The organism is Pectobacterium carotovorum, assembly GCA_016415585.1.
GTDB classification, from domain to species: Bacteria; Pseudomonadota; Gammaproteobacteria; order Enterobacterales; family Enterobacteriaceae; genus Pectobacterium; species Pectobacterium carotovorum_K.
Genome location: CP066552.1, coordinates 4,238,921 through 4,258,093 on the forward strand (window position 1 = coordinate 4,238,921; position 19,173 = coordinate 4,258,093).

The following is a 19,173-nucleotide window of genomic DNA, read 5'->3' on the forward strand; positions in this document are numbered from 1 at the left end:
GATCGGCATCAAATATTTCTTACGCCATCCTCTCAATGAGAAATTTTTACTTATTTATTGATGTCGCTCACAGTTATCGCCTCTATCAAATCGCATCCAACAGTAAGTAATAAAACGAAATATAATTTTATTTTTCATAAAAATTCAAAGCGGCTTAATTTTAGAAAAAATGAAAAAAATATTATCTTTTAAAATAGTTACTTATTATCCATACGTATTTCCATCGTTATTCATCCTATATATTTAATATCGAAATATTGAATTCTTTTATTTTTATGGTAAGACTTAATTGGGATTTCAATAAACCCTGATTTCATTTTTATTGAAACACCTAAATAATATAATCTGGGTTATGTGGATCATAAATGCCCAAACAAAAATTCAATTCCAAGGAGAGTACCTTAATGAAATACCTACTACCTTCTGCAGCCGCTGGGCTGTTATTGCTTGCGGCCCAACCAACGATGGCGGCAAATACGGGGGGTTATGCTACCACTGACGGTGGTGACGTTGCCGGTGCCGTGAAAAAAACGGCGCGCTCCATGCAAGACATCATTGATATCATCGAAGCCGCGAAGCTGGATTCCAATGGTAAGAAAGTCAAAGGTGGCGCTTATCCGCTCGTCATCACCTATAACGGTAATGAAGACGCGCTGATCAAAGCCGCAGAGAACGACATCTGTGGTCAATGGAAGAAAGACGCACGCGGTGTGGAAATCAAAGAATTCACCAAAGGGATTACCATCATCGGAACCAATGGATCGTCCGCCAACTTCGGGATCTGGCTGACAAAATCATCCGATATCGTCATACGTAACATGCGCTTTGGTTACATGCCAGGCGGCGCGCAGGATGGTGATGCCATTCGTATCGATAACACGCCGAACGTCTGGATCGACCACAACGAAATCTTCGCCAAAAACTTTGAATGCGCAGGTACAAAAGACGGTGACACGACATTCGAATCCGCAATTGATATTAAGAAAGCGTCAACCAACGTGACCGTGTCGTACAACTACATTCATGGCATCAAAAAAGTGGGGCTGAGCGGCTTCAGCAGCAGCGATACGGGCCGTGACCTGACTTATCATCACAATATTTACGACGACGTTAACGCTCGCCTCCCACTGCAACGTGGTGGTCAGGTTCACGCGTACAACAACTTGTATACTGGCATCACCAGCTCTGGCCTGAACGTGCGTCAGAAAGGGATTGCGCTGATCGAACGTAACTGGTTCGAGAATGCGAAAAACCCAGTGACCTCACGTTACGATGGTTCCAACTTCGGTACGTGGGAACTGCGTAATAACAACGTCATGAGCCCAGCCGACTTCGCTAAATACAACATCACTTGGGATAAAGATGCCAAACCCTACGTGAATGCCGAAGACTGGAAAAGCACCGGTACGTTCGCTTCTGTTCCTTACAGCTACTCTCCGGTTTCGGCACAGTGCGTGAAGGACAAACTGGCGAACTATGCTGGCGTGAACAAAAATCTTGCGGTGCTGACGGCAGCAAATTGCAACTAATTGCGATGTGTAAAGCATGAAAGGTAAATAAGCGGACTTCAGGCTCCGACCCTCATTGCCCTGTGCTAACCGGAGCCTGCAAGCGAGCTTAACGCCCGTCGGTTTATCGTTCGGGCCGCACTTGAGCGAGCCCTAAGGGCTCGCTCATTTTTATCGTTAATATTCAAGGAAATGAAATGAAACGTTCTCTTCTGTTCGCCGCACTGTTCAGCACCGGCTTAGTGTTTAGTGTTGGCATACCGATGGCGAGCGCCGCCACACCGGCTGCACCAGAGTTGAAAGGATTCGGAGCGGATACCGTAGCAGGCAGCGGTGGACGCATTATTCGCGTCACCACGCTAGCCTCTTCTGGAGCTGGTTCACTCAGGGAAGCACTGGCTGCCAAAGGTCCGCGCATTATCGTTTTTGAGGTTGGCGGCATTATCGACCTAAATAAAAGTGATCTTAGATTAAGCGAGCCATTTGTCACCATCGCTGGCCAGACCGCTCCCTCTCCCGGTATCACCATCATTCGCGGCGGAATGGGGATCAGCACACATGATGTGCTGATGCAGCATATTCGTTTTCGCATCGGCGATGCCGGGACGGGTAAAAAAAGCGGCTTTGAACGCGATGTTTCCATCAACGGCAAAGATGCCTACAACGTCGTGATCGACCACTCTAGTTTCGCCTGGGGTACGGACGAAAACCTGTCTATTTCCGGCCCACGTTATGACGGGCCGCAGGGCACCGCACACCGCATCACGCTTTCGAATAATATCGTTGCTGAAGGCCTATATGATTCGGCTCACACCAAAGGTATTCACTCGATGGGGACGCTGGTTCACGATAACGTGACCGACGTATCGATCGTGGGCAGCCTGTATGCGCACAACAACGAGCGCAATGCCTGGTTTAAAGCCGGTTCTACAGGTGTCATGGTCAATAACCTGATCTACAACCCCGGCATTTGGGGCGTTCGCGTCGGTGGCGTAAAAGGAGAGTGGGAAGGGAAAACCATGCCCGCCAGCCCACGCGTCTCCGTTGTGGGTAACGTGATGCACTACGGTGCGAATACCAAAGCAGGTTTAGGGCTGGTAGGCAGCAACAGCTCCGGCGATGTCTGGATGTCAGATAATCTCGCGTACGATGCCAAGGGCAAAGCGGCACCGCAAACGTCAGGCAGCGGGATTAATTTACTCAAAGTGTCCCCTATTTGGCCTGCGGGCTTAACGGCATCACCGGCCAGCGCCGTCACCAATCAGGTACTGCAAAGCGCAGGCGCGCGTCCTAAAGATCGTGATGCCGTTGATAAACGTATCGTGGAGAATTTCAAACAGCGGAAAGGTGGCTTCGTGAACAGCCAGGAAGACGTCGGCGGCTATCCCGTTGCAACAGCGACCTACCGTCAGTTGAACGTACCTAGCACTGGCGTGGACGCGTGGCTACAGCAAATGGCTAAAGCGTTGGAATAATGCAGTCGTTGGTACGTTAACGTTAAGATCGACAAAGGCCACATCAGTGGCCTTTGTCGTATTCTCGGTTCTTTGCTTATCTATTTTGCCAATCCAGGCAGCACTTTCGCAGACTGAATCACGACTGGCGTGGTCGGCACATTCTGGTAAGGCCCGACATTCTTCGTTGGCACCTGAGAGATCTTATCTACAACTTCCATGCCCTTCACCACTTTACCGAACACTGCGTAACCAAAATCACGCTGGCCGTGATCGAGGAACGCGTTGTCCGCGACGTTGATAAAGAACTGGCTGGTCGCACTGTCTTTATCAGACGTGCGCGCCATGGCGATCGTGCCGCGCTGGTTACGTAAACCATTATCGGCTTCATTCTTGATCGGTGCATTGGTCGCTTTTTGGCTCATTTCGCCAGAAAAGCCGCCGCCCTGAACCATAAAGCCAGGGATCACACGGTGAAATGTCGTCCCGTCATAAAAGCCATTGTTAACGTACTCGACGAAATTTTTTACCGAAACGGGTGCCTTTTGGTTATCTAAAGACAGTTCGATATTACCTGCGGACGTCGTCAACAGCACACGCGTGGTGGCGTCGGAAGCCGCAAAGGCGGAAGAAAATGCCGTCAGTGAAATAAGGGCTGCCGCAGCAACCAGAGTACGTTTGAACATGAGAATTCCTTTTTGAAGAGGCCGACTACAGAAAGCGTAATGATTGTAAGTATCCGCACTCTTCAACGCTACCCATTTACCTTTTTTTACGTATAAAAGTCTGTTCGTAACCAACTGTGAGCAAAAACCTGTGCCCAAGATAAAAAAAGGGCCGATTCCTCGGCCCTCATCATGATGATTATCACGCAGCGCGACGAGTCAATAAGTACCTAGCCCATGCGCTCCGAACGCACCGCCAGATCGCGGCTGTACTGACGGCTGGCGTCCACCAGCATGGAAGTATAGGCATCCTTCGGCATATCGCTGGTCAGGTCGTCGGTTTCCAACGTTTCCAGTATCTTACCGTATTGCATCACCGCCACTTTATGGCACAGGTGGGAAATCACGCCTAAGTCATGCGTCACCATCAGGTAGGTCAGCTTTTCCTGCTGCTGCAACTCCGTTAGCAGATTGAGAATTTCCGCCTGCACCGACACATCCAGCGCCGACGTCGGCTCATCCAACAGCAGAACTCTCGGCTCCAGAATCAGCGCTCGGGCAATCGCCACACGCTGACGCTGTCCACCCGAAAGCTGGTGCGGATAACGCCGGCGGAAGTGCGTTCCCAGCCCCACCTTCTCCAGCAAGGTATCGATACGATCGTCACGATCGTCAAAGCGGTGGATCGACAGCGGCTCTTCCAGAATCGACTCCACGGTATGACGAGGATGCAGCGATCCGTACGGATCCTGAAACACCATCTGCACCCGGCGACAACGCGCCTGATCGATTCGGTGTGCCAGTTTCTTCCCGTCAATATGCAACGTGCCTTCCCAATGATTAAAAAGCCCGGCCAAACACTTCAGCACTGTGGTTTTACCGGAACCCGATTCCCCTACCAGACCAAAGATATCGCCGTCGTTGACGGTAAGATTCACATCGTACAATACCTGATTCGCCGTGCTGCCCTGCCCAAAAGAGAGATTCAGGTTATTCACTTCGATCATCGGCTTGCGCTGACTCATTGCTTCAGTTGCCATGATTATCCCCTTTATCCATTGATCCAGGCTGGATCGCGATTCATCACCGGCAAACGCGGGCGTCGATGGTCGATATCCGGCAGCGAATTCAGCAGCCCACGCGTGTATGGATGCTGCGCGTTGTCCAGATCGGCGGCGGCAATGGATTCCACGACGCGTCCGGCATACATCACCAGCACCCGATCGCAGAAGCTACGTACCAGATTGATATCGTGGCTGATGAAAATCAGCCCCAGACCGCGCTCGCTGACCAGATCGTCCAGCATCGCTAGCACTTGCAGTCGCACGGACACATCCAGTGCGGAGGTCGGTTCATCGGCAATCACGATTTCGGGTTCAGTAATCAGCATCATCGCAATCATGATGCGCTGCCCCTGTCCGCCCGAGATCTCATGAGGGTACAGATTGTATACGCGCTCTGGCTGACGAATACGTACCACGTCTAGCATCGCCATGACCTTTTCCTTCGCATCGCGGTGCGACACCCGATGGTGCGCCAGATAGGCTTCGGCAATCTGATCGCCAACACACACCACCGGATTCAGCGAATATTTTGGGTCCTGCATAATCATGGAGATGCGCTTGCCGCGGATCTGACGCATCCGCGCCTCATCCGCTTTCAGCAGGTCAGTATCGCCGAAGCGCAGTTTATCCGCCGTAATCCGCGCGCTGTGCGGATGCAACTGCAACAGCGCACGGCCGACCGTCGATTTACCGGAGCCGGATTCACCAACAATCGCCAGCTTTTCACAGCCCAGCGTGAAGGAGACGCCGCGCACGGCATCCGTCACAGCACCACGGTTCACGAAGCTTACCCGCAGATTTTCCACTTCCATCAGGGGCGAGCTTCCCGGCGCACGTTGAGAAGACTTATTCAGTTCTGGGATCGAGGATGTCACGTAGGCCGTCTCCAAGGAAGTTGAACGCCAGGCTGTTAATTAAAATCGCCAGCCCCGGAATAGTTACTAACCACCAGCACTCCATCATGTAACGACGACCCGCAGAGATCATCGCGCCCCATTCAGGATCGGGCGGCTGTGCCCCCAACCCCAGAAAGCCCAGACCCGCCGCTGTCAGAATGATGCCCGCCATATTCATCGTGATACGAATAATCACCGACGGCAGACACAGCGGCACAATGTGGTGCAGCAGGATACGGATAGAGGATGCGCCTTGCAGCTTCACGGCAGAAACAAAGTCCGCGTGACGCAGTGACAGCGTCTCCGCCCTTGCCAGACGGGCAATCGGCGGCCAAGCCGTCAGCGTAATGGCGATCACCACATGCTCCAGACCGGGGCCGAGCGCTGCAACGAACGCCAGTGCCAACACCAGACTAGGGAAAGAGATGAAGATATCGGTGATACGCATCAGGATGGTATCGACGATACCGCCGTAATACCCCGCTACCACGCCCAGCGCCAGCCCGATAGGCCCGACAGTGACCGACACCAGCGCCACGATATACAGCGTGATGCGTGAACCATAGACCAGACGGCTAAACACATCGCGCCCAAACTCATCGGTGCCAAAGTAATGCGCCGCACTTGGAGCCTGTAACGCGTTAGCCAAATCCTGTACCAGTGGGTCGTGCGTGGCGATCCACGGCGCGAAGATGGCAACCAGCATCAACATCAGCACAATCGCGGAACCAATCGCGGTAAGCGGATTGCGCATCATCGTCAAGAGAAACCCGCCGATTCGCGCACCGCGTAGCCGCAGGCGGCTCACACGTTTTTCCGGCGGTGTCCGCATTACCGATTCACGGCTGACCGGCGGCTCAGAGGAAATATTCATGCGTTCGTCCTCGGATCAAAGATTTGATACAACATGTCCGACAGCAGGTTAAGCGTCACGAAGATCAACCCGACTAGCAGCACACATCCCATAACCGCGTTCATATCCCCCAGCAGCAGGCTGCCTGTCAGATAGGAACCAAAGCCCGGCCATGAGAAGACCGTTTCGATCAGTACCGCCCCTTCCAGCAGCGAGCCATACGCCAGCGCCACCACCGTCAAAAGCTGAACCAGAATATTGCGAAACGCGTGCGCCCAGACGACACGGAACTCAGACAGCCCTTTCACTCGTGCGGTAATGATGTATTCCTGCGAAAGCTGCGCCAGCATGAAGCTGCGCGTCATACGGCTGATATAGGCCAGCGAGTGGAAACCAAGAATCGTGGCTGGCAACACCAGATGGTTCAGCGCGCTACGGAACACATCCCACTCACCCGCCAGTAGCGAATCTACCAGCAGCAAGCCAGTACGGTTCTCCACCAGACCGTCGTAGGCCATATCAACCCGTCCGGCGCCGCCAACCCAGTTCAGCCAGGCATAAAACACCAGCAACCCCATCATCCCGACCCAGAATATCGGCGTGGAATAACCGGCCAGACTGATAAAACGCACCACATAATCTGCCCATTTGCCGCGTCGCGCCGCAGCCAGCACGCCTAGCGGCACGCCCAAACCAGCACCGACGATAATGGCCATGGTGGCAAGTTCGATGGTGGCAGGGAAAACACGGATAATGTCATCCATCACCGGTCGCCCAGTCAGGAGTGCATTGCCCAAATCCCCATGCATCAACGAATTGAAGTAAATAAAGAACTGCACATACAGTGGTTTATCCAACCCCAGTTGTTGGTAAACCTGTTGATAGGTACTTTGGTCGGCATCCTGTCCGACAATAGCCAGGACTGGATCGATTGGCATCACGCGACCGATCACGAACGTCAGGATTAATAACCCGAACAGCGTGACGACCACCTGAAACAGACGTTTTGCCAAACGACGTAGTACTCCACCCGGCTTGATCCAATCAGAGAAAACCATGTTCTTTCTCCTGATATCCCGGTGAGCGGCGACAGCAAACCACCACTCACGCGGTTATCTCTTTTAACGAATCTGATCGGGATAATTAGCCGCGAACGTATCGGCTAATTATCCGGTTGAACGTGTGGACACTAGCGCTGCTTATACACCTCACGCAGATGCGTCGTAGAAGACGGATGCGGCACATAGCCTTTCACGTCCTTACGCAACACCACAGAATCGATCATCTGCGACACCGGAATGATGGCCGGGAACAGTTCTTCATAGCGATTCTGCACGTTGATATACATCTGCTTCTGTTTCTGAGGATCTTTCTCCAACAGCGCCTGATCGATCATGTCGTTCAGAGGTTTGTCGTAGAAAGAGGTGCGCCAGCCCTGGAAGTTGGTCAGTTTGGCTTCGTCGCTGTTATCTGGGTTATAGACAACAGAACGCAGGCTGGAGTGAGGATGCGGATCGACGCCGCCACCGCCGCGGCCGACCAGCATATCGAAGTTACGATCGCGCATCGCGCCGTAAACCTGATTACCGGTGCCGGAGATGATTTTGGCTTTGATGCCCGCCTGTGCCAGCGTGGACTGTACCGACGTCGCCAAATTCAGGAACGGCTGATCCGACAGGACACGCAGCGTAGTTTCAAATCCATTCGGGTAGCCCGCTTCGGCCAGCAGCGCCTTGGCGCGTGGCACATCTAGCTTGTAGCCAGGATCCGGCAACGTCGCATCCATCCCTTTCTGGATAGGGCGCTGATGATAGAAACCATAGCCAGGCATTACCGTCTTATTGACGCCATCGTAATCAATCAGGTAACGAACCGCTTCGCGCACTTTCGGTTTAGCGAAGTATTCGTTTTTCAGGCTCATTGCAACGTAGTACAACGTGCCTTTTTTCACCTCATCAACCACAACGTCTTTATCTTGTTTCAATGCATTGATATCCGGCACCGACATCCCAGAGGCAACATCAATATCGCCTTTTTCAATCATCAGGCGCAGCGCCTGTGACTCAGTCATGTGACGGAAAATCACGCGGCGCATTTTCGCGTCGCCCTGCCAGTTGTTCTCAACCTTGCTGATGCGCAGAACGTCTTTCGCCTGCCACACGTCCAGCTTGAACGGGCCAGAGCCGGCTTCGTTCGTGGTCAGCCAGCCATTACCCCAGTCACCGTTTTTCTCATGCTGCAGAACCGTTTTGCTGTCCAGCACGGAACCGCTACCCAGCGTCGCCAACGAGTAAAGCACCAGTTTTGGATCGTTCGGTTTTGGCAGTTCGATTTCAACGGTGTGTGCGTCTTTGGCGCGGATCATCTTCTCCACGTTTTCCGCAGTGAAGCCGTAGGATTTCCACGTCGTTGCCTGTGCCATGTTGAGGTTAAGCAGACGCTTCATCGACCAGGCAAAGTCTTGCGCCGTCACGGGGTTACCGGAATGAAACTTGGCGTTATCCACCAGATTGAAGGTAATGACGTTGCCCGCATCATTGACGCTCCAGCTTTTCGCCAGAGAAGGCTGGATGTTACTCAGATTGGCGGGATCCAACACCACCAGCGAGTCATAGAGGTTGACGATAATGCCCACCACTTCGTTACCGGTCATGGCAGCCGGATCGAGTGAGAGCATGTTGTTCATGTTCATCCCCACGATCAGCTGATCGTCAGGGGTTTTTGCCGATAGAATGGCCGGTGTGGCGGCCATACAGAGTGAACCTAACAGCAGGGTACGGAGTATTGCTCGTGCTTTCATCATTATTCTCCAAGGTGTGGGAGCATGGAAGACGACAACTTTTTATTTTTTAGGTAAGGCTATCTTTCAGATCGAACAAAACTATTCATATAGAACACAAAGCTATTCTTTACTTAGGGTATGCTCCTCAATCCAGTCAAAATTAATATCTTCTCCCAGCCCTGGACGCTGCGGCAGATGCACAAAGCCCTCGCTGTCCATCGGATCGACAATCGAATTCAGATACGCAGCAGGTTCGTCATAATCGAGGAAAGGATGCAGCAGCCCGCGCTCATACCAGCGACAGTTTTTGATCGCCCCAACGACGTTGAGGTTTGGCGCACCGTTACCGTGGACTTCGCAGTCCATACCGAAGGATTCTGCCAGGCTCGCGACCTTCATACACGGCCAGAGACCGCCCACGCCTTGCACGCCCGCACGTAAAATGTCGCATGCGCCTTCTTTAACCCAGTCAGCACGGCTGAAGTATTTACCTGACAGACTTTCCGGCCCGATGACATCGATATCCAGGCTCTTGGTCAGCCAGCTGTAGGACGCCATACTCTGTTCTTCCATCGGCTCTTCGAACCAAGTGAAATCGAGCTTTTGCAGTTCACGACCGATGTACAGCGCATCGCTACGGCTATACCAGTGGTAGCCATCCAGCATCAGGCAGATATCCGGACCAACCGCTTCACGCACCGCTGCACAGGCTTGTACATCAATCTTCGGGCTAGGCGCGAACGACACCGGTGGCATCCAGGTATGCAACTTGATGGCTTTATAGCCGCGCTGCACCAGCTTTTCGGCAAACTGGCCGTATTCGTCTGGCGTAGATAAACCGCCTTCCAGCTCATCGCCACACATGGTACTGCCGTAAGCAGGGACTTTTTCACGGTAGCCGCCGAGCAGTTTATGCACAGGCATGTTCAGCACACGGCCTTGCAGATCCCACAGTGCGGATTCCACAATCGACAGCGCACGGTCGGTCAATTGGTTGGCGCTACCGCGCTGCCAGTGCACCAGATCCTGCCACAGGCGCTCACGATCGAACGGATTCTGCCCGATCAGCACTTTGCGGAAGAAAGCATTAACGATATGAGGACGAATCACTTCCGGCGGAGCGAAAGCGTAACCTTTTTGGCCGTCATCTGCCGTGATGGTTAACAGCGCCATCTTGGCCTGATTCTCGGCTCCCGGGTGTGAATGACCCGCACTGTCGGAAACCCGGCGTGTGGGATAAGTGAAGACGGTGACATCAATTGATTCTATTTTCACGTTGTTACCTGCCTTGATGTTTAACACAACTCATGTACACGATGACGAATGTAAGCCACATAAATAATTAAAGAATAACTTCACTAACTGTGTTGGTCCTGTCGATAAAAAACATCACTATCTTTCTGGTACGGCCTCATAAGTCGATCAACATCACAGAAAAGAAATAGTGTGCTAATTAAAAAAAAATGGCGTTTTATTTTCAATTATTAAGGTTGCGACGCCGTTAGTCATTAGGCAATTTCTTCCATATGACGAAATTATGTCGCCGATAACTGTGCAATTGCACACAACCTTGTGAGCATTATCACCAGAAAATTTCATATCCTTATTAAACAAATGGATAATCCCTTAGTTTTATTTTTAAACGCTCAGGAACGTGAATGATTGACGAGGGGGACGATTACTCTGATAGCAGATTGGCCGCTAACCAGTCGGCTTCTGACCAAAAGCGTGCTATAGGTCTCATTTTTGTCAGTCGCTAAAACCCCAACAAAAACCAAGGCTTAAGAAAAAATAAGCAAAATCAGCAAGATACTCATAAAGTAGTATATAAAAGACAATTTGATGTACATCAATAAGCGCCCACGGTGGAGCGATAAGGTAACCTCAGAAGAAGCAATTTTGAGGCAAAAATGAACAAAGTCAGACTCGCTGTTATCGGTAACGGGATGGTTGGCCACCGTTTTATCGAAGAGTTGCTGGATAAGGCCCCAACGTCCACCTACGATATTACCGTTTTTTGTGAAGAACCCCGCGTTGCCTACGATCGTGTCCACCTCTCTTCCTACTTCGCTCACCACACGGTAGAAGAGCTCTCTTTAGTACGCGAAGGCTACTACGAAAAGAATGGCGTTAAAGTCCTGCTCGGTGAACGCGCCATCACCATCAACCGCAGTGAAAAAGCCATTCACTCCAATTCCGGCCGTACCGTGTATTACGACAAGTTAATCATGGCCACCGGCTCCTATCCGTGGATCCCGTCAATCAAAGGATCAAACGGGCAGGACTGTTTCGTCTACCGCACCATTGAAGATCTGAACGCCATCGAAAACTGCGCACGCCGCAGCAAACGCGGCGCAGTAATAGGCGGGGGTCTATTAGGTCTGGAAGCGGCTGGCGCGCTGAAACACCTTGGCGTGGAAACGCACGTCATTGAGTTCGCCCCGGTGCTCATGGCTGAACAGCTGGATGCACAGGGCGGCGCCCTGCTGCAACGCAAGATTGAAAACATGGGTGTGCGTGTGCACACCAGCAAGAATACGCAGGCCATTCAGCATTCCGGTCTGGAAAACCGCAAGACGATGGTGTTTGCCGACGGCAGCACGCTGGAAGTCGACTTCATCGTGTTCTCGACCGGTATCCGTGCACAGGACAAACTGGCGCGTCAGTGTGCACTGGAAATCGGCCCACGCGGCGGTATCGCGATTAACGACTGGTGCCAAACCTCCGATCCGGACGTCTACGCTATCGGCGAATGTGCCGCCTGGCAGGGCCGTCCATTTGGGCTGGTCGCACCCGGCTACAAGATGGCGCAGGTTGCCGTCGACCACCTGTTAGGGCATGAAAACCGATTCCAGGGTGCCGACATGAGCGCCAAACTCAAGCTGATGGGCGTGGATGTTGGCGGGATTGGTGATGCACACGGCCATACGCCGGGCTCTCGCAGCTACATGTGGCTGGATGAAAATAAAGAAACCTACAAACGCCTGATCGTCAGCGCCGACAATAAAACGCTGCTCGGGGCCGTATTGGTCGGCGACACGCGGGATTACGGCAACCTGCTGCAATTCATGCTGAACAAAATCCCGCTGCCGGATTCTCCTGAAGCGCTGATTCTTCCGGCATCCGCTGGCAGTGCGAAACCGACGCTGGGTGTCGATGCGCTGCCAGAAAGTGCGCAAATCTGCTCCTGCTTCGACGTGTCTAAAGGCGACATCATCAAAGCGATTAACGGCGGCTGTCATACCGTCGCGGCGCTTAAAGAAACCACCAAAGCCGGTACTGGCTGCGGCGGCTGTATCCCGCTGCTTACGCAGGTGTTAAACGCGGAACTCAGCAAACAGGGGATCGAAGTCAATAATCACCTGTGTGAACACTTCGCCTATTCGCGTCAGGAGCTGTACCACCTGATCCAAATCGAAAAAATCAAAACGTTCGATCAACTGCTGGAGAAACACGGTTCAGGCTACGGCTGTGAAGTCTGTAAACCAACCGCCGCGTCTCTGTTGGCTTCCTGCTGGAACGAGTACGTGCTCAAACCGCAGCACACGCCGTTGCAGGATTCTAACGATAACTTCCTCGGCAATATCCAGAAAGACGGCACCTACTCCGTGATCCCACGCTCCGCAGGCGGGGAAATCACACCGGATGGCCTGATCGCCATTGGCCGCATCGCGAAGCAATACAACCTGTACACCAAAATGACCGGCTCTCAGCGCATGGCGCTATTCGGCGTACAGAAAGACGATCTACCTGACGTGTGGGCTCAGCTCATCGAAGCCGGGTTTGAAACCGGCCACGCTTACGCCAAGGCGTTACGTATGGCAAAAACCTGCGTCGGCAGCACCTGGTGCCGCTTTGGCGTCGGCGACAGCGTGGGCTTTGGCGTAGAACTGGAAAACCGCTACAAAGGCATCCGCACCCCACACAAAATGAAATTTGGCGTCTCCGGCTGTACGCGGGAATGTGCAGAAGCACAGGGTAAAGACGTGGGGATTATCGCCACCGAAAAAGGCTGGAACCTCTATGTATGCGGCAACGGCGGGATGAAGCCGCGCCACGCCGACCTGCTGGCAGCCGACTTAGATCGCGAAACGGTAGTCAGCTACCTGGACCGTTTCATGATGTTCTATATCCGTACAGCCGATAAGCTCCAACGCACGTCTGTCTGGCTGGATAACCTCGAAGGCGGCATCGACTATCTGCGCAATGTGATTGTGAAAGACAAGCTTGGCATTAACGATCAGCTTGAAGCGGATATCGCACGGCTGCGAGAAGGCTATACCTGCGAATGGCAGGCGACGCTGGAAGATCCAGAAGCACAGAAACGCTTTGCCCACTTCATTAACAGCCCAGTACGTGACCCGAATGTGCAAATGGTGAGTGAACGTCAACAACACCGTCCGGCGCGCCCTGCCGAGCGCATTCCGGTGAAACAGATTGAACTGGAAGGGGAAAGCGCATGAGCCAGTGGACAACCGTATGTAAGTTAGACGACATCCTGCCCGGCACCGGCGTTTGCGCACTCGTCGAGCAGCAACAGATTGCCGTGTTCCGCCCACGTAACGATGAGCAGGTTTACGCCATCAGCAATATCGATCCGTTCGCGCAGGCTAGCGTGTTAAGCCGTGGGATAGTAGGCGAGCATCAAGACGATCTTTGGGTCGCAAGCCCATTGAAAAAACAGCATTTCCGCCTTTATGATGGCTTCTGTCTGGAGGATGGAGCCTATTCTGTTGCAGCTTATGATACTCAGGTAACAAACGGTAATGTGCAAATATCTATCGCAGACCGTGACATCGCGGTTGATAATAGCCAACCATTACCCTAATAACCTGAGCTTTCAAGAGGCATTACATGGATTACCTGCCAATATTCTGTCAGTTGCACGATAAACCTTGTCTATTGGTAGGAGGAGGGGAAATAGCCGAGCGTAAAGCCCGGCTATTGCTGGATGCTGGCGCAGTGATTACCGTCAATGCGCTAGATTTTAACGATCAATTTCGAGCCTGGGAGCAGGATGCTCAATTAACGCTGGTACACGGCACCTTCGATCCCACGTTACTGGACGAGGTGTGGCTGGTGATTGCCGCTACCGACGATCAGGGCGTCAATAACCATGTCTATGCCAGCGCCAGCGAGCGCCGGATTTTCTGTAACGTAGTGGATTCACCAGAACGCGCCAGCTTCATTATGCCGTCGATCATTGACCGTTCACCGCTGATGGTCGCGGTGTCTTCTGGCGGCGCAGCACCGGTATTGGCTCGGCTACTGCGGGAAAAACTGGAGAGTATTCTGCCGCAAAATCTCGGTAAGCTGGCGACATACGCAGGTGAATTGCGCAGTCGGGTCAAAAGCCGGTTCCGCAATATGAGCGCGCGCCGTCGCTTCTGGGAAAAGCTCTTCGTACACGATCGGCTGGCGCAGGCGCTGGCCAATGACAATAGCCAAAGTGTTAACCAGCTGACGGAGCTACTTTTCTCCGCGCCGCTCGATGACCGGGGTGAAGTCACGCTGGTCGGTGCAGGGCCGGGCGACGCAGGATTACTGACGCTGAAAGGGCTACAGCATCTCCAGCAGGCCGACATCGTCGTTTACGATCGGCTGGTATCGAAAGAGATTCTCAATCTGTCACGCCGTGACGCCGAGCGAATCTTCGTCGGCAAAGCCTCTGGCTATCACAGCGTCCCTCAGGATCAAATCAATCAGCTATTGGAAGAAAAGGCGCGGGCTGGCCATCGCGTTGTCAGGCTGAAAGGCGGTGACCCCTTTATCTTTGGCCGCGGTGCTGAAGAGCTAGAGCACCTGCAACAGGCGGGCATACCGTTCTCCGTCGTCCCCGGTATTACTGCCGCGTCGGGCTGTTCAGCCTACAGCGGTATCCCGCTCACCCATCGCGATCACTCGCAGGGCGTCAGGCTGATCACCGGACACGTCAAGCACGACACCGATCTGGACTGGTCCAGCCTCGCCGCGGAAAAGCAAACGCTGGTATTTTATATGGGGCTTCAGCAGGCCGAGTACATTCAAAACAAGCTGATCGAGCAACAGCTACCGGAAACCGTACCTGTCGCCATTATCGAAAACGGCACCTCAACTAAACAGCGAGTCCTGAGTGGACAACTCTCGCAACTGAGTGAATTAGCACAACAAGCCAGCAGTCCAAGTTTGATCATCATCGGCAACGTTGTCGGGCTGCGGGAAAAATTGAGCTGGTTCTCTGACCAGACAGCATAATCCTCTCCCTACCACCCTACTCACCCGCTATCCGTTCTGCCGGATAGCGGTTATTGCACCATCATAATGCAACGCCCCGCCAGATAGCATAACAATGCACTATTTTAAACATACTCCCTTACAAAATGTCACTTTAATGCTTTACCGCAGGCCACATCTGCCTTATTTTGGCTAAAACAAAACCCATTAATAAGCAGACTATATGAATAAATAATCAATAATCGTTTACGTAAAACGTGGCCCGACTATTGCTTAGCTTTCTAATAGATTCGCGGCACGACCTCTGAATCGTTCCTATCGAACCGATTTCATCGTCAAGCCATCGCGGTTATCGAAATGAGTGCCTCATCTAACGAGTCCATATCGAAGGGTGATACATCGCGTCATTACGTATTTCTACTCTCGTTCCTGAACGGAGTATGTAGTCCTCTCATCACAAAAACAGTTCTGTTTAACAGAACAATAAGCAAGCAGTTTGGAGTCACTTGTGGAAGACGTTACTTTCTGGCAGCTCATCAGTTTTGGTGAACATGGCTGGGGGAAATTATTACTGATTGGGGCAGGAATGACGCTCGCACTGGCGATCGGCGGCTTCCTGCTGGGAGCGGTGATCGGCACGATCGGTGCCTGGTCCAAAATTTGCGGCAATCGCCCCGTGCGCTATCTGGCTGATGGCTACACGACGCTTATCCGTGGCGTCCCCGATCTACTCATCATCTACCTGCTGTATTTCGGCGGCAGCTCTGCGTTAACCCTGCTCGCCAAACTGTTTGGCAGCAATGAGTTCTTTGGCTTTCCCGGCTTCCTCGCAGGGGTAATCGCCGTCGGCATTTCCTCCGGCGCACAGCAGACGGAAGTCTACCGCGGCGCGTTTTACGCCGTCTCCAAAGGGGAAATTGAGGCAGCCAAAGCCTGCGGTATGCCAACGCTACTGCGCCTGCGCCGCATCATCATACCGCTCCTGCTGCGCCACGCGATCCCCCCACTCGGCAACGTGTGGCAGCTGGTGCTGAAAACCTCCGCGTTGGTTTCCGTTACCGGCGTCGCTGAACTATTGACGCAGGCGCAAACGGGTGCGGGTTCTACCGGCAAACCGTTTGATTTCTTCATGGCGGCCGCGCTGCTTTATCTGGCTATCTCAATCTGTTCCGGCTGGATTATGCGCCGTGCTGAGTCTCATTATTCCCGGGGTGTGAAACGCTGATGGATTTTCCTTTTCTGTACGAAACGTTTCTGGAGATTATTCCCGGTATCCCGTTAACCCTGCAACTGGCAGTCAGCTCGGTCTTTCTGGGCTTCTTTCTGGCGCTAGGCTTGGCGTTGATGCAGTTGTCATCCTTTGCCGTCCTGCGCTCCATTGCCCGAACCTACGTGCTGTTTTTCCGCGGTACGCCGCTGCTGGTTCAGCTATTCCTGATTTACTACGGGCTGGGGCAATTCCCCTGGGTTCGGGAAAGTATGCTTTGGCCATTCCTGCGGGAGCCACACTGGTGCGCCCTGCTGTCGCTCAGCCTGTGTACCGGTGCCTATGCCAGTGAAATTATCCGTGGCGGATTGCAGTCCGTTCCGATTGGCCAGATCGAATCTGCACGCGCCTGCGGCATGCCGTCGTTCATGATTTTCAAGCGTATCGTTTTTCCGCTGGCAATCCGTCAGGCGCTTCCCGCCTACGGTAATGAGCTGATCTCGATGGTCAAGTCGACCTCGCTGGCTTCCATCATCACGCTGATGGAAATCACTGGGATCGCTGCACGCCTCATCGCGGAAACTTATCGGGCGCTTGAAGTGTTCCTGGTCGCAGGTGCTATTTATCTGTTTATTAACCTTATTCTGACACGTTTACTGATGTGGACAGAATTTACGCTTACCCCTCATCTCCGTGCGCCGGGTGCGCAACCGGCAGCGAAAAAAATTAAGAAATTGGGAGATCTGCAATGACGACACCCGCCATTAGCCTGCGCAACATTCATAAAAGCTTCGGCTCTCTGGACGTCCTGAAAGGGATTTCGATTGAAGCCAATCAGGGGGAAGTCATCTCAATTCTGGGATCGTCCGGTTCAGGTAAATCGACGCTGCTGCGCTGTAGCAACCTGCTTGAGCTTCCCGATCAGGGCGAGATTATCGTCGGCGGAGAAGCCATTGAAATGAAGCCGAACCGCAAAGGGCAGAACCGCCCGTCGAACCTCAAACAGATCGACAGAATTCGCACTCAGTTAGGCATGGTGTTCCAGAATTTTAACCTCTGGTCACACAAGACCGTGCTAGAAAACATCATCGAAGCGCCCGTGCACGTCTTAAAGCGTCCACAGGCAGAGTGCGTAGAGCACGCCGAGCAGCTGTTAGAGAAAGTCGGTCTGGCGGATAAGCGTCACTACTATCCTGCGCATTTGTCCGGTGGACAGCAGCAGCGCGCCGCGATTGCCCGTGCGCTCGCGATGGAACCGAAAGTGATGCTGTTTGATGAGCCGACCTCCGCGCTCGACCCAGAGCTGGTCGGTGAAGTGCTGCGCGTCATGCGCACGCTGGCGGACGAAGGGATGACCATGCTGGTCGTGACTCACGAAATGGATTTTGCCCGCGAAGTCTCCAACCGCATCGTCTTCCTCCATCAGGGGGAAATTGAAGAACAGGGAACGCCGGAGCACGTTTTCACTGCCAGCCAGTCGGCTCGCTTCCGGCAATTTATTGCCAGTTGGTAAACACAACCCCACCACTCTCGTTACAGTGGTGGGAAATAAACAAAATATAACGATATAAAATGCCGGGAGAAAAATAATATGATCAAATCAAAACTCACACTGCTCGCCTGCTCGCTGTGTATGGCAGGAACGCTAGCTGCCTCATTCACTGCCTCAGCAGAAGAGAAAAAATGGACGACCGTCCGCATCGCAACCGAAGGCGCTTACCACCCGTATAACTTCACCAAACCAGACGGCACGCTGGATGGTATGGAGATCGAGCTGTACAAAGTGCTGTGTAACAACATGCAGGTGAAATGCGAGATCATGGTTCAGCCCTTCGCCAGCGCTATTCCTGCGCTGAACGCGGGTAAATATGATGCGATCATCGCAGGTATGTCCGCCACAGCAAAACGCCGTGAGGTGATTGATTTCAGCCAGCCGTACACGCAGGCAGGGCAGACTTTCGCCGTGCTGAAATCCAGCTCGCTCGCCAAAGATTTCCCAGACGCGGGCGTGCGTTTCTCCATTGAGCCCGCCGATGAAGCGAAAGCACTGGCAGAGGTTGAGAAGCTGAAACCGCTGCTGGAAGGCAAAACTATTGGCGTACAATCCGCCTCTATTGCCAGCGCCTTTTTGGATAAATATATGAAAGGCGTGATGAAAGTACGCGAATATAAAACCACACAGGAACACGATCTGGATCTGAAAGCAGGCCGTGTGGATCTGGTCATCGCTTCCGCACCGTACCTGAAAAGCACAACGGACAAACCAGGCAATGAGAACATCGTGATGCCAGGGCCACAGTTCATCGGCGGTATTCTGGGCAGCGGTTCTTCCGTTGGCCTGCGTAAAAGCGATCCTGAGCTGAAAGCTATGTTCGACAAGGCAATCGATCAGGCTAAACAAGACGGTACCATCAGAAAGCTGAGCGAAAAATGGTTCGGCATGGACACCACGCCGCTCTAAGCGTTACTCAATCGCTAAATCGCGTGTCATGGCTGACTGGCTGTGACACGCCCCTCGCTAATGCCATCAA

Annotated in this window: 16 protein-coding genes; 9 read left to right on the forward strand and 7 right to left on the reverse strand. The window is 52.8% G+C overall.

The window, feature by feature from the left end:
* The first annotated feature begins 404 nt into the window (after positions 1–404).
* Positions 405–1,529, forward strand: a complete 1,125-nt coding sequence (locus JFY74_18945; GenBank protein QQG28106.1) for a polysaccharide lyase — start codon at positions 405–407, stop codon at positions 1,527–1,529.
* A gap of 176 nt (positions 1,530–1,705) precedes the next feature.
* Entirely contained in the window at positions 1,706–2,983 is a 1,278-nt protein-coding gene (locus tag JFY74_18950; GenBank protein QQG28107.1) for a right-handed parallel beta-helix repeat-containing protein, read from the forward strand.
* Positions 2,984–3,063: 80 nt separating this feature from the next.
* On the opposite strand, the gene ppiA is transcribed toward JFY74_18950, so the two are convergent.
* The 7 genes from ppiA to JFY74_18985 form a co-directional block, all read right to left on the reverse strand.
* Complete coding sequence (ppiA, locus tag JFY74_18955; protein QQG28108.1) at positions 3,064–3,648, reverse strand: peptidylprolyl isomerase A; 585 nt, start codon at positions 3,646–3,648, stop codon at positions 3,064–3,066.
* Between the two features lie 209 nt (positions 3,649–3,857).
* Positions 3,858–4,634, reverse strand: a complete 777-nt coding sequence (locus JFY74_18960) for an ABC transporter ATP-binding protein (GenBank protein ID QQG30585.1) — start codon at positions 4,632–4,634, stop codon at positions 3,858–3,860.
* A 44-nt stretch (positions 4,635–4,678) separates the two neighbouring features.
* Positions 4,679–5,503 (reverse strand): ABC transporter ATP-binding protein, encoded by an 825-nt coding sequence (locus tag JFY74_18965; protein ID QQG30587.1) that lies wholly within the window; start codon positions 5,501–5,503, stop codon positions 4,679–4,681.
* Between the two features lie 34 nt (positions 5,504–5,537).
* Entirely contained in the window at positions 5,538–6,419 is an 882-nt protein-coding gene (locus JFY74_18970; protein QQG30586.1) for an ABC transporter permease, read from the reverse strand.
* Between the two features lie 38 nt (positions 6,420–6,457).
* A complete protein-coding gene (locus JFY74_18975) occupies positions 6,458–7,498 on the reverse strand; it encodes an ABC transporter permease (GenBank protein QQG28109.1) in 1,041 nt (346 codons plus the stop codon).
* A gap of 131 nt (positions 7,499–7,629) precedes the next feature.
* Positions 7,630–9,240 (reverse strand): ABC transporter substrate-binding protein, encoded by a 1,611-nt coding sequence (locus JFY74_18980; protein QQG30588.1) that lies wholly within the window; start codon positions 9,238–9,240, stop codon positions 7,630–7,632.
* A gap of 102 nt (positions 9,241–9,342) precedes the next feature.
* Positions 9,343–10,497, reverse strand: a complete 1,155-nt coding sequence (locus JFY74_18985) for a mandelate racemase family protein (protein QQG28110.1) — start codon at positions 10,495–10,497, stop codon at positions 9,343–9,345.
* Positions 10,498–11,132: 635 nt separating this feature from the next.
* On the opposite strand from JFY74_18985, the gene JFY74_18990 reads away from it, so the two are divergent.
* The 7 genes from JFY74_18990 (at position 11,133) to JFY74_19020 (ending at position 19,103) form a co-directional block, all read left to right on the forward strand.
* A complete protein-coding gene (locus tag JFY74_18990) occupies positions 11,133–13,685 on the forward strand; it encodes a nitrite reductase large subunit (protein QQG28111.1) in 2,553 nt (850 codons plus the stop codon).
* On the forward strand, positions 13,682–14,050 hold the full coding sequence (gene nirD, locus JFY74_18995) for a nitrite reductase small subunit NirD (protein QQG28112.1): 369 nt from the start codon (positions 13,682–13,684) through the stop codon (positions 14,048–14,050). The genes JFY74_18990 and nirD overlap by 4 nt, the downstream gene beginning before the upstream one ends.
* Before the next feature lie 26 nt (positions 14,051–14,076).
* Entirely contained in the window at positions 14,077–15,456 is a 1,380-nt protein-coding gene (gene cobA, locus JFY74_19000) for a uroporphyrinogen-III C-methyltransferase (protein ID QQG28113.1), read from the forward strand.
* 487 nt (positions 15,457–15,943) lie between these two features.
* Complete coding sequence (locus JFY74_19005) at positions 15,944–16,660, forward strand: ABC transporter permease subunit (protein QQG28114.1); 717 nt, start codon at positions 15,944–15,946, stop codon at positions 16,658–16,660.
* Complete coding sequence (locus JFY74_19010) at positions 16,660–17,394, forward strand: ABC transporter permease (GenBank protein ID QQG28115.1); 735 nt, start codon at positions 16,660–16,662, stop codon at positions 17,392–17,394. The genes JFY74_19005 and JFY74_19010 overlap by 1 nt, the downstream gene beginning before the upstream one ends.
* Complete coding sequence (locus JFY74_19015; GenBank protein QQG28116.1) at positions 17,391–18,155, forward strand: ATP-binding cassette domain-containing protein; 765 nt, start codon at positions 17,391–17,393, stop codon at positions 18,153–18,155. The genes JFY74_19010 and JFY74_19015 overlap by 4 nt, the downstream gene beginning before the upstream one ends.
* Before the next feature lie 78 nt (positions 18,156–18,233).
* Entirely contained in the window at positions 18,234–19,103 is an 870-nt protein-coding gene (locus JFY74_19020; protein QQG28117.1) for a transporter substrate-binding domain-containing protein, read from the forward strand.
* The last annotated feature ends 70 nt before the right edge of the window (positions 19,104–19,173 follow it).

Coding starts and splice junctions, on each gene's coding strand:
- JFY74_18945 (QQG28106.1), top strand. CDS start 405: ATGAAATACCTACTACCTTCTGCAGCCGCTGGGCTGTTATTGCTTGCG.
- JFY74_18950 (QQG28107.1), top strand. CDS start 1,706: ATGAAACGTTCTCTTCTGTTCGCCGCACTGTTCAGCACCGGCTTAGTG.
- ppiA (QQG28108.1), bottom strand. CDS start 3,648: ATGTTCAAACGTACTCTGGTTGCTGCGGCAGCCCTTATTTCACTGACG.
- JFY74_18960 (QQG30585.1), bottom strand. CDS start 4,634: ATGATCGAAGTGAATAACCTGAATCTCTCTTTTGGGCAGGGCAGCACG.
- JFY74_18965 (QQG30587.1), bottom strand. CDS start 5,503: ATGGAAGTGGAAAATCTGCGGGTAAGCTTCGTGAACCGTGGTGCTGTG.
- JFY74_18970 (QQG30586.1), bottom strand. CDS start 6,419: ATGCGGACACCGCCGGAAAAACGTGTGAGCCGCCTGCGGCTACGCGGT.
- JFY74_18975 (QQG28109.1), bottom strand. CDS start 7,498: ATGGTTTTCTCTGATTGGATCAAGCCGGGTGGAGTACTACGTCGTTTG.
- JFY74_18980 (QQG30588.1), bottom strand. CDS start 9,240: ATGAAAGCACGAGCAATACTCCGTACCCTGCTGTTAGGTTCACTCTGT.
- JFY74_18990 (QQG28111.1), top strand. CDS start 11,133: ATGAACAAAGTCAGACTCGCTGTTATCGGTAACGGGATGGTTGGCCAC.
- nirD (QQG28112.1), top strand. CDS start 13,682: ATGAGCCAGTGGACAACCGTATGTAAGTTAGACGACATCCTGCCCGGC.
- cobA (QQG28113.1), top strand. CDS start 14,077: ATGGATTACCTGCCAATATTCTGTCAGTTGCACGATAAACCTTGTCTA.
- JFY74_19010 (QQG28115.1), top strand. CDS start 16,660: ATGGATTTTCCTTTTCTGTACGAAACGTTTCTGGAGATTATTCCCGGT.
- JFY74_19015 (QQG28116.1), top strand. CDS start 17,391: ATGACGACACCCGCCATTAGCCTGCGCAACATTCATAAAAGCTTCGGC.
- JFY74_19020 (QQG28117.1), top strand. CDS start 18,234: ATGATCAAATCAAAACTCACACTGCTCGCCTGCTCGCTGTGTATGGCA.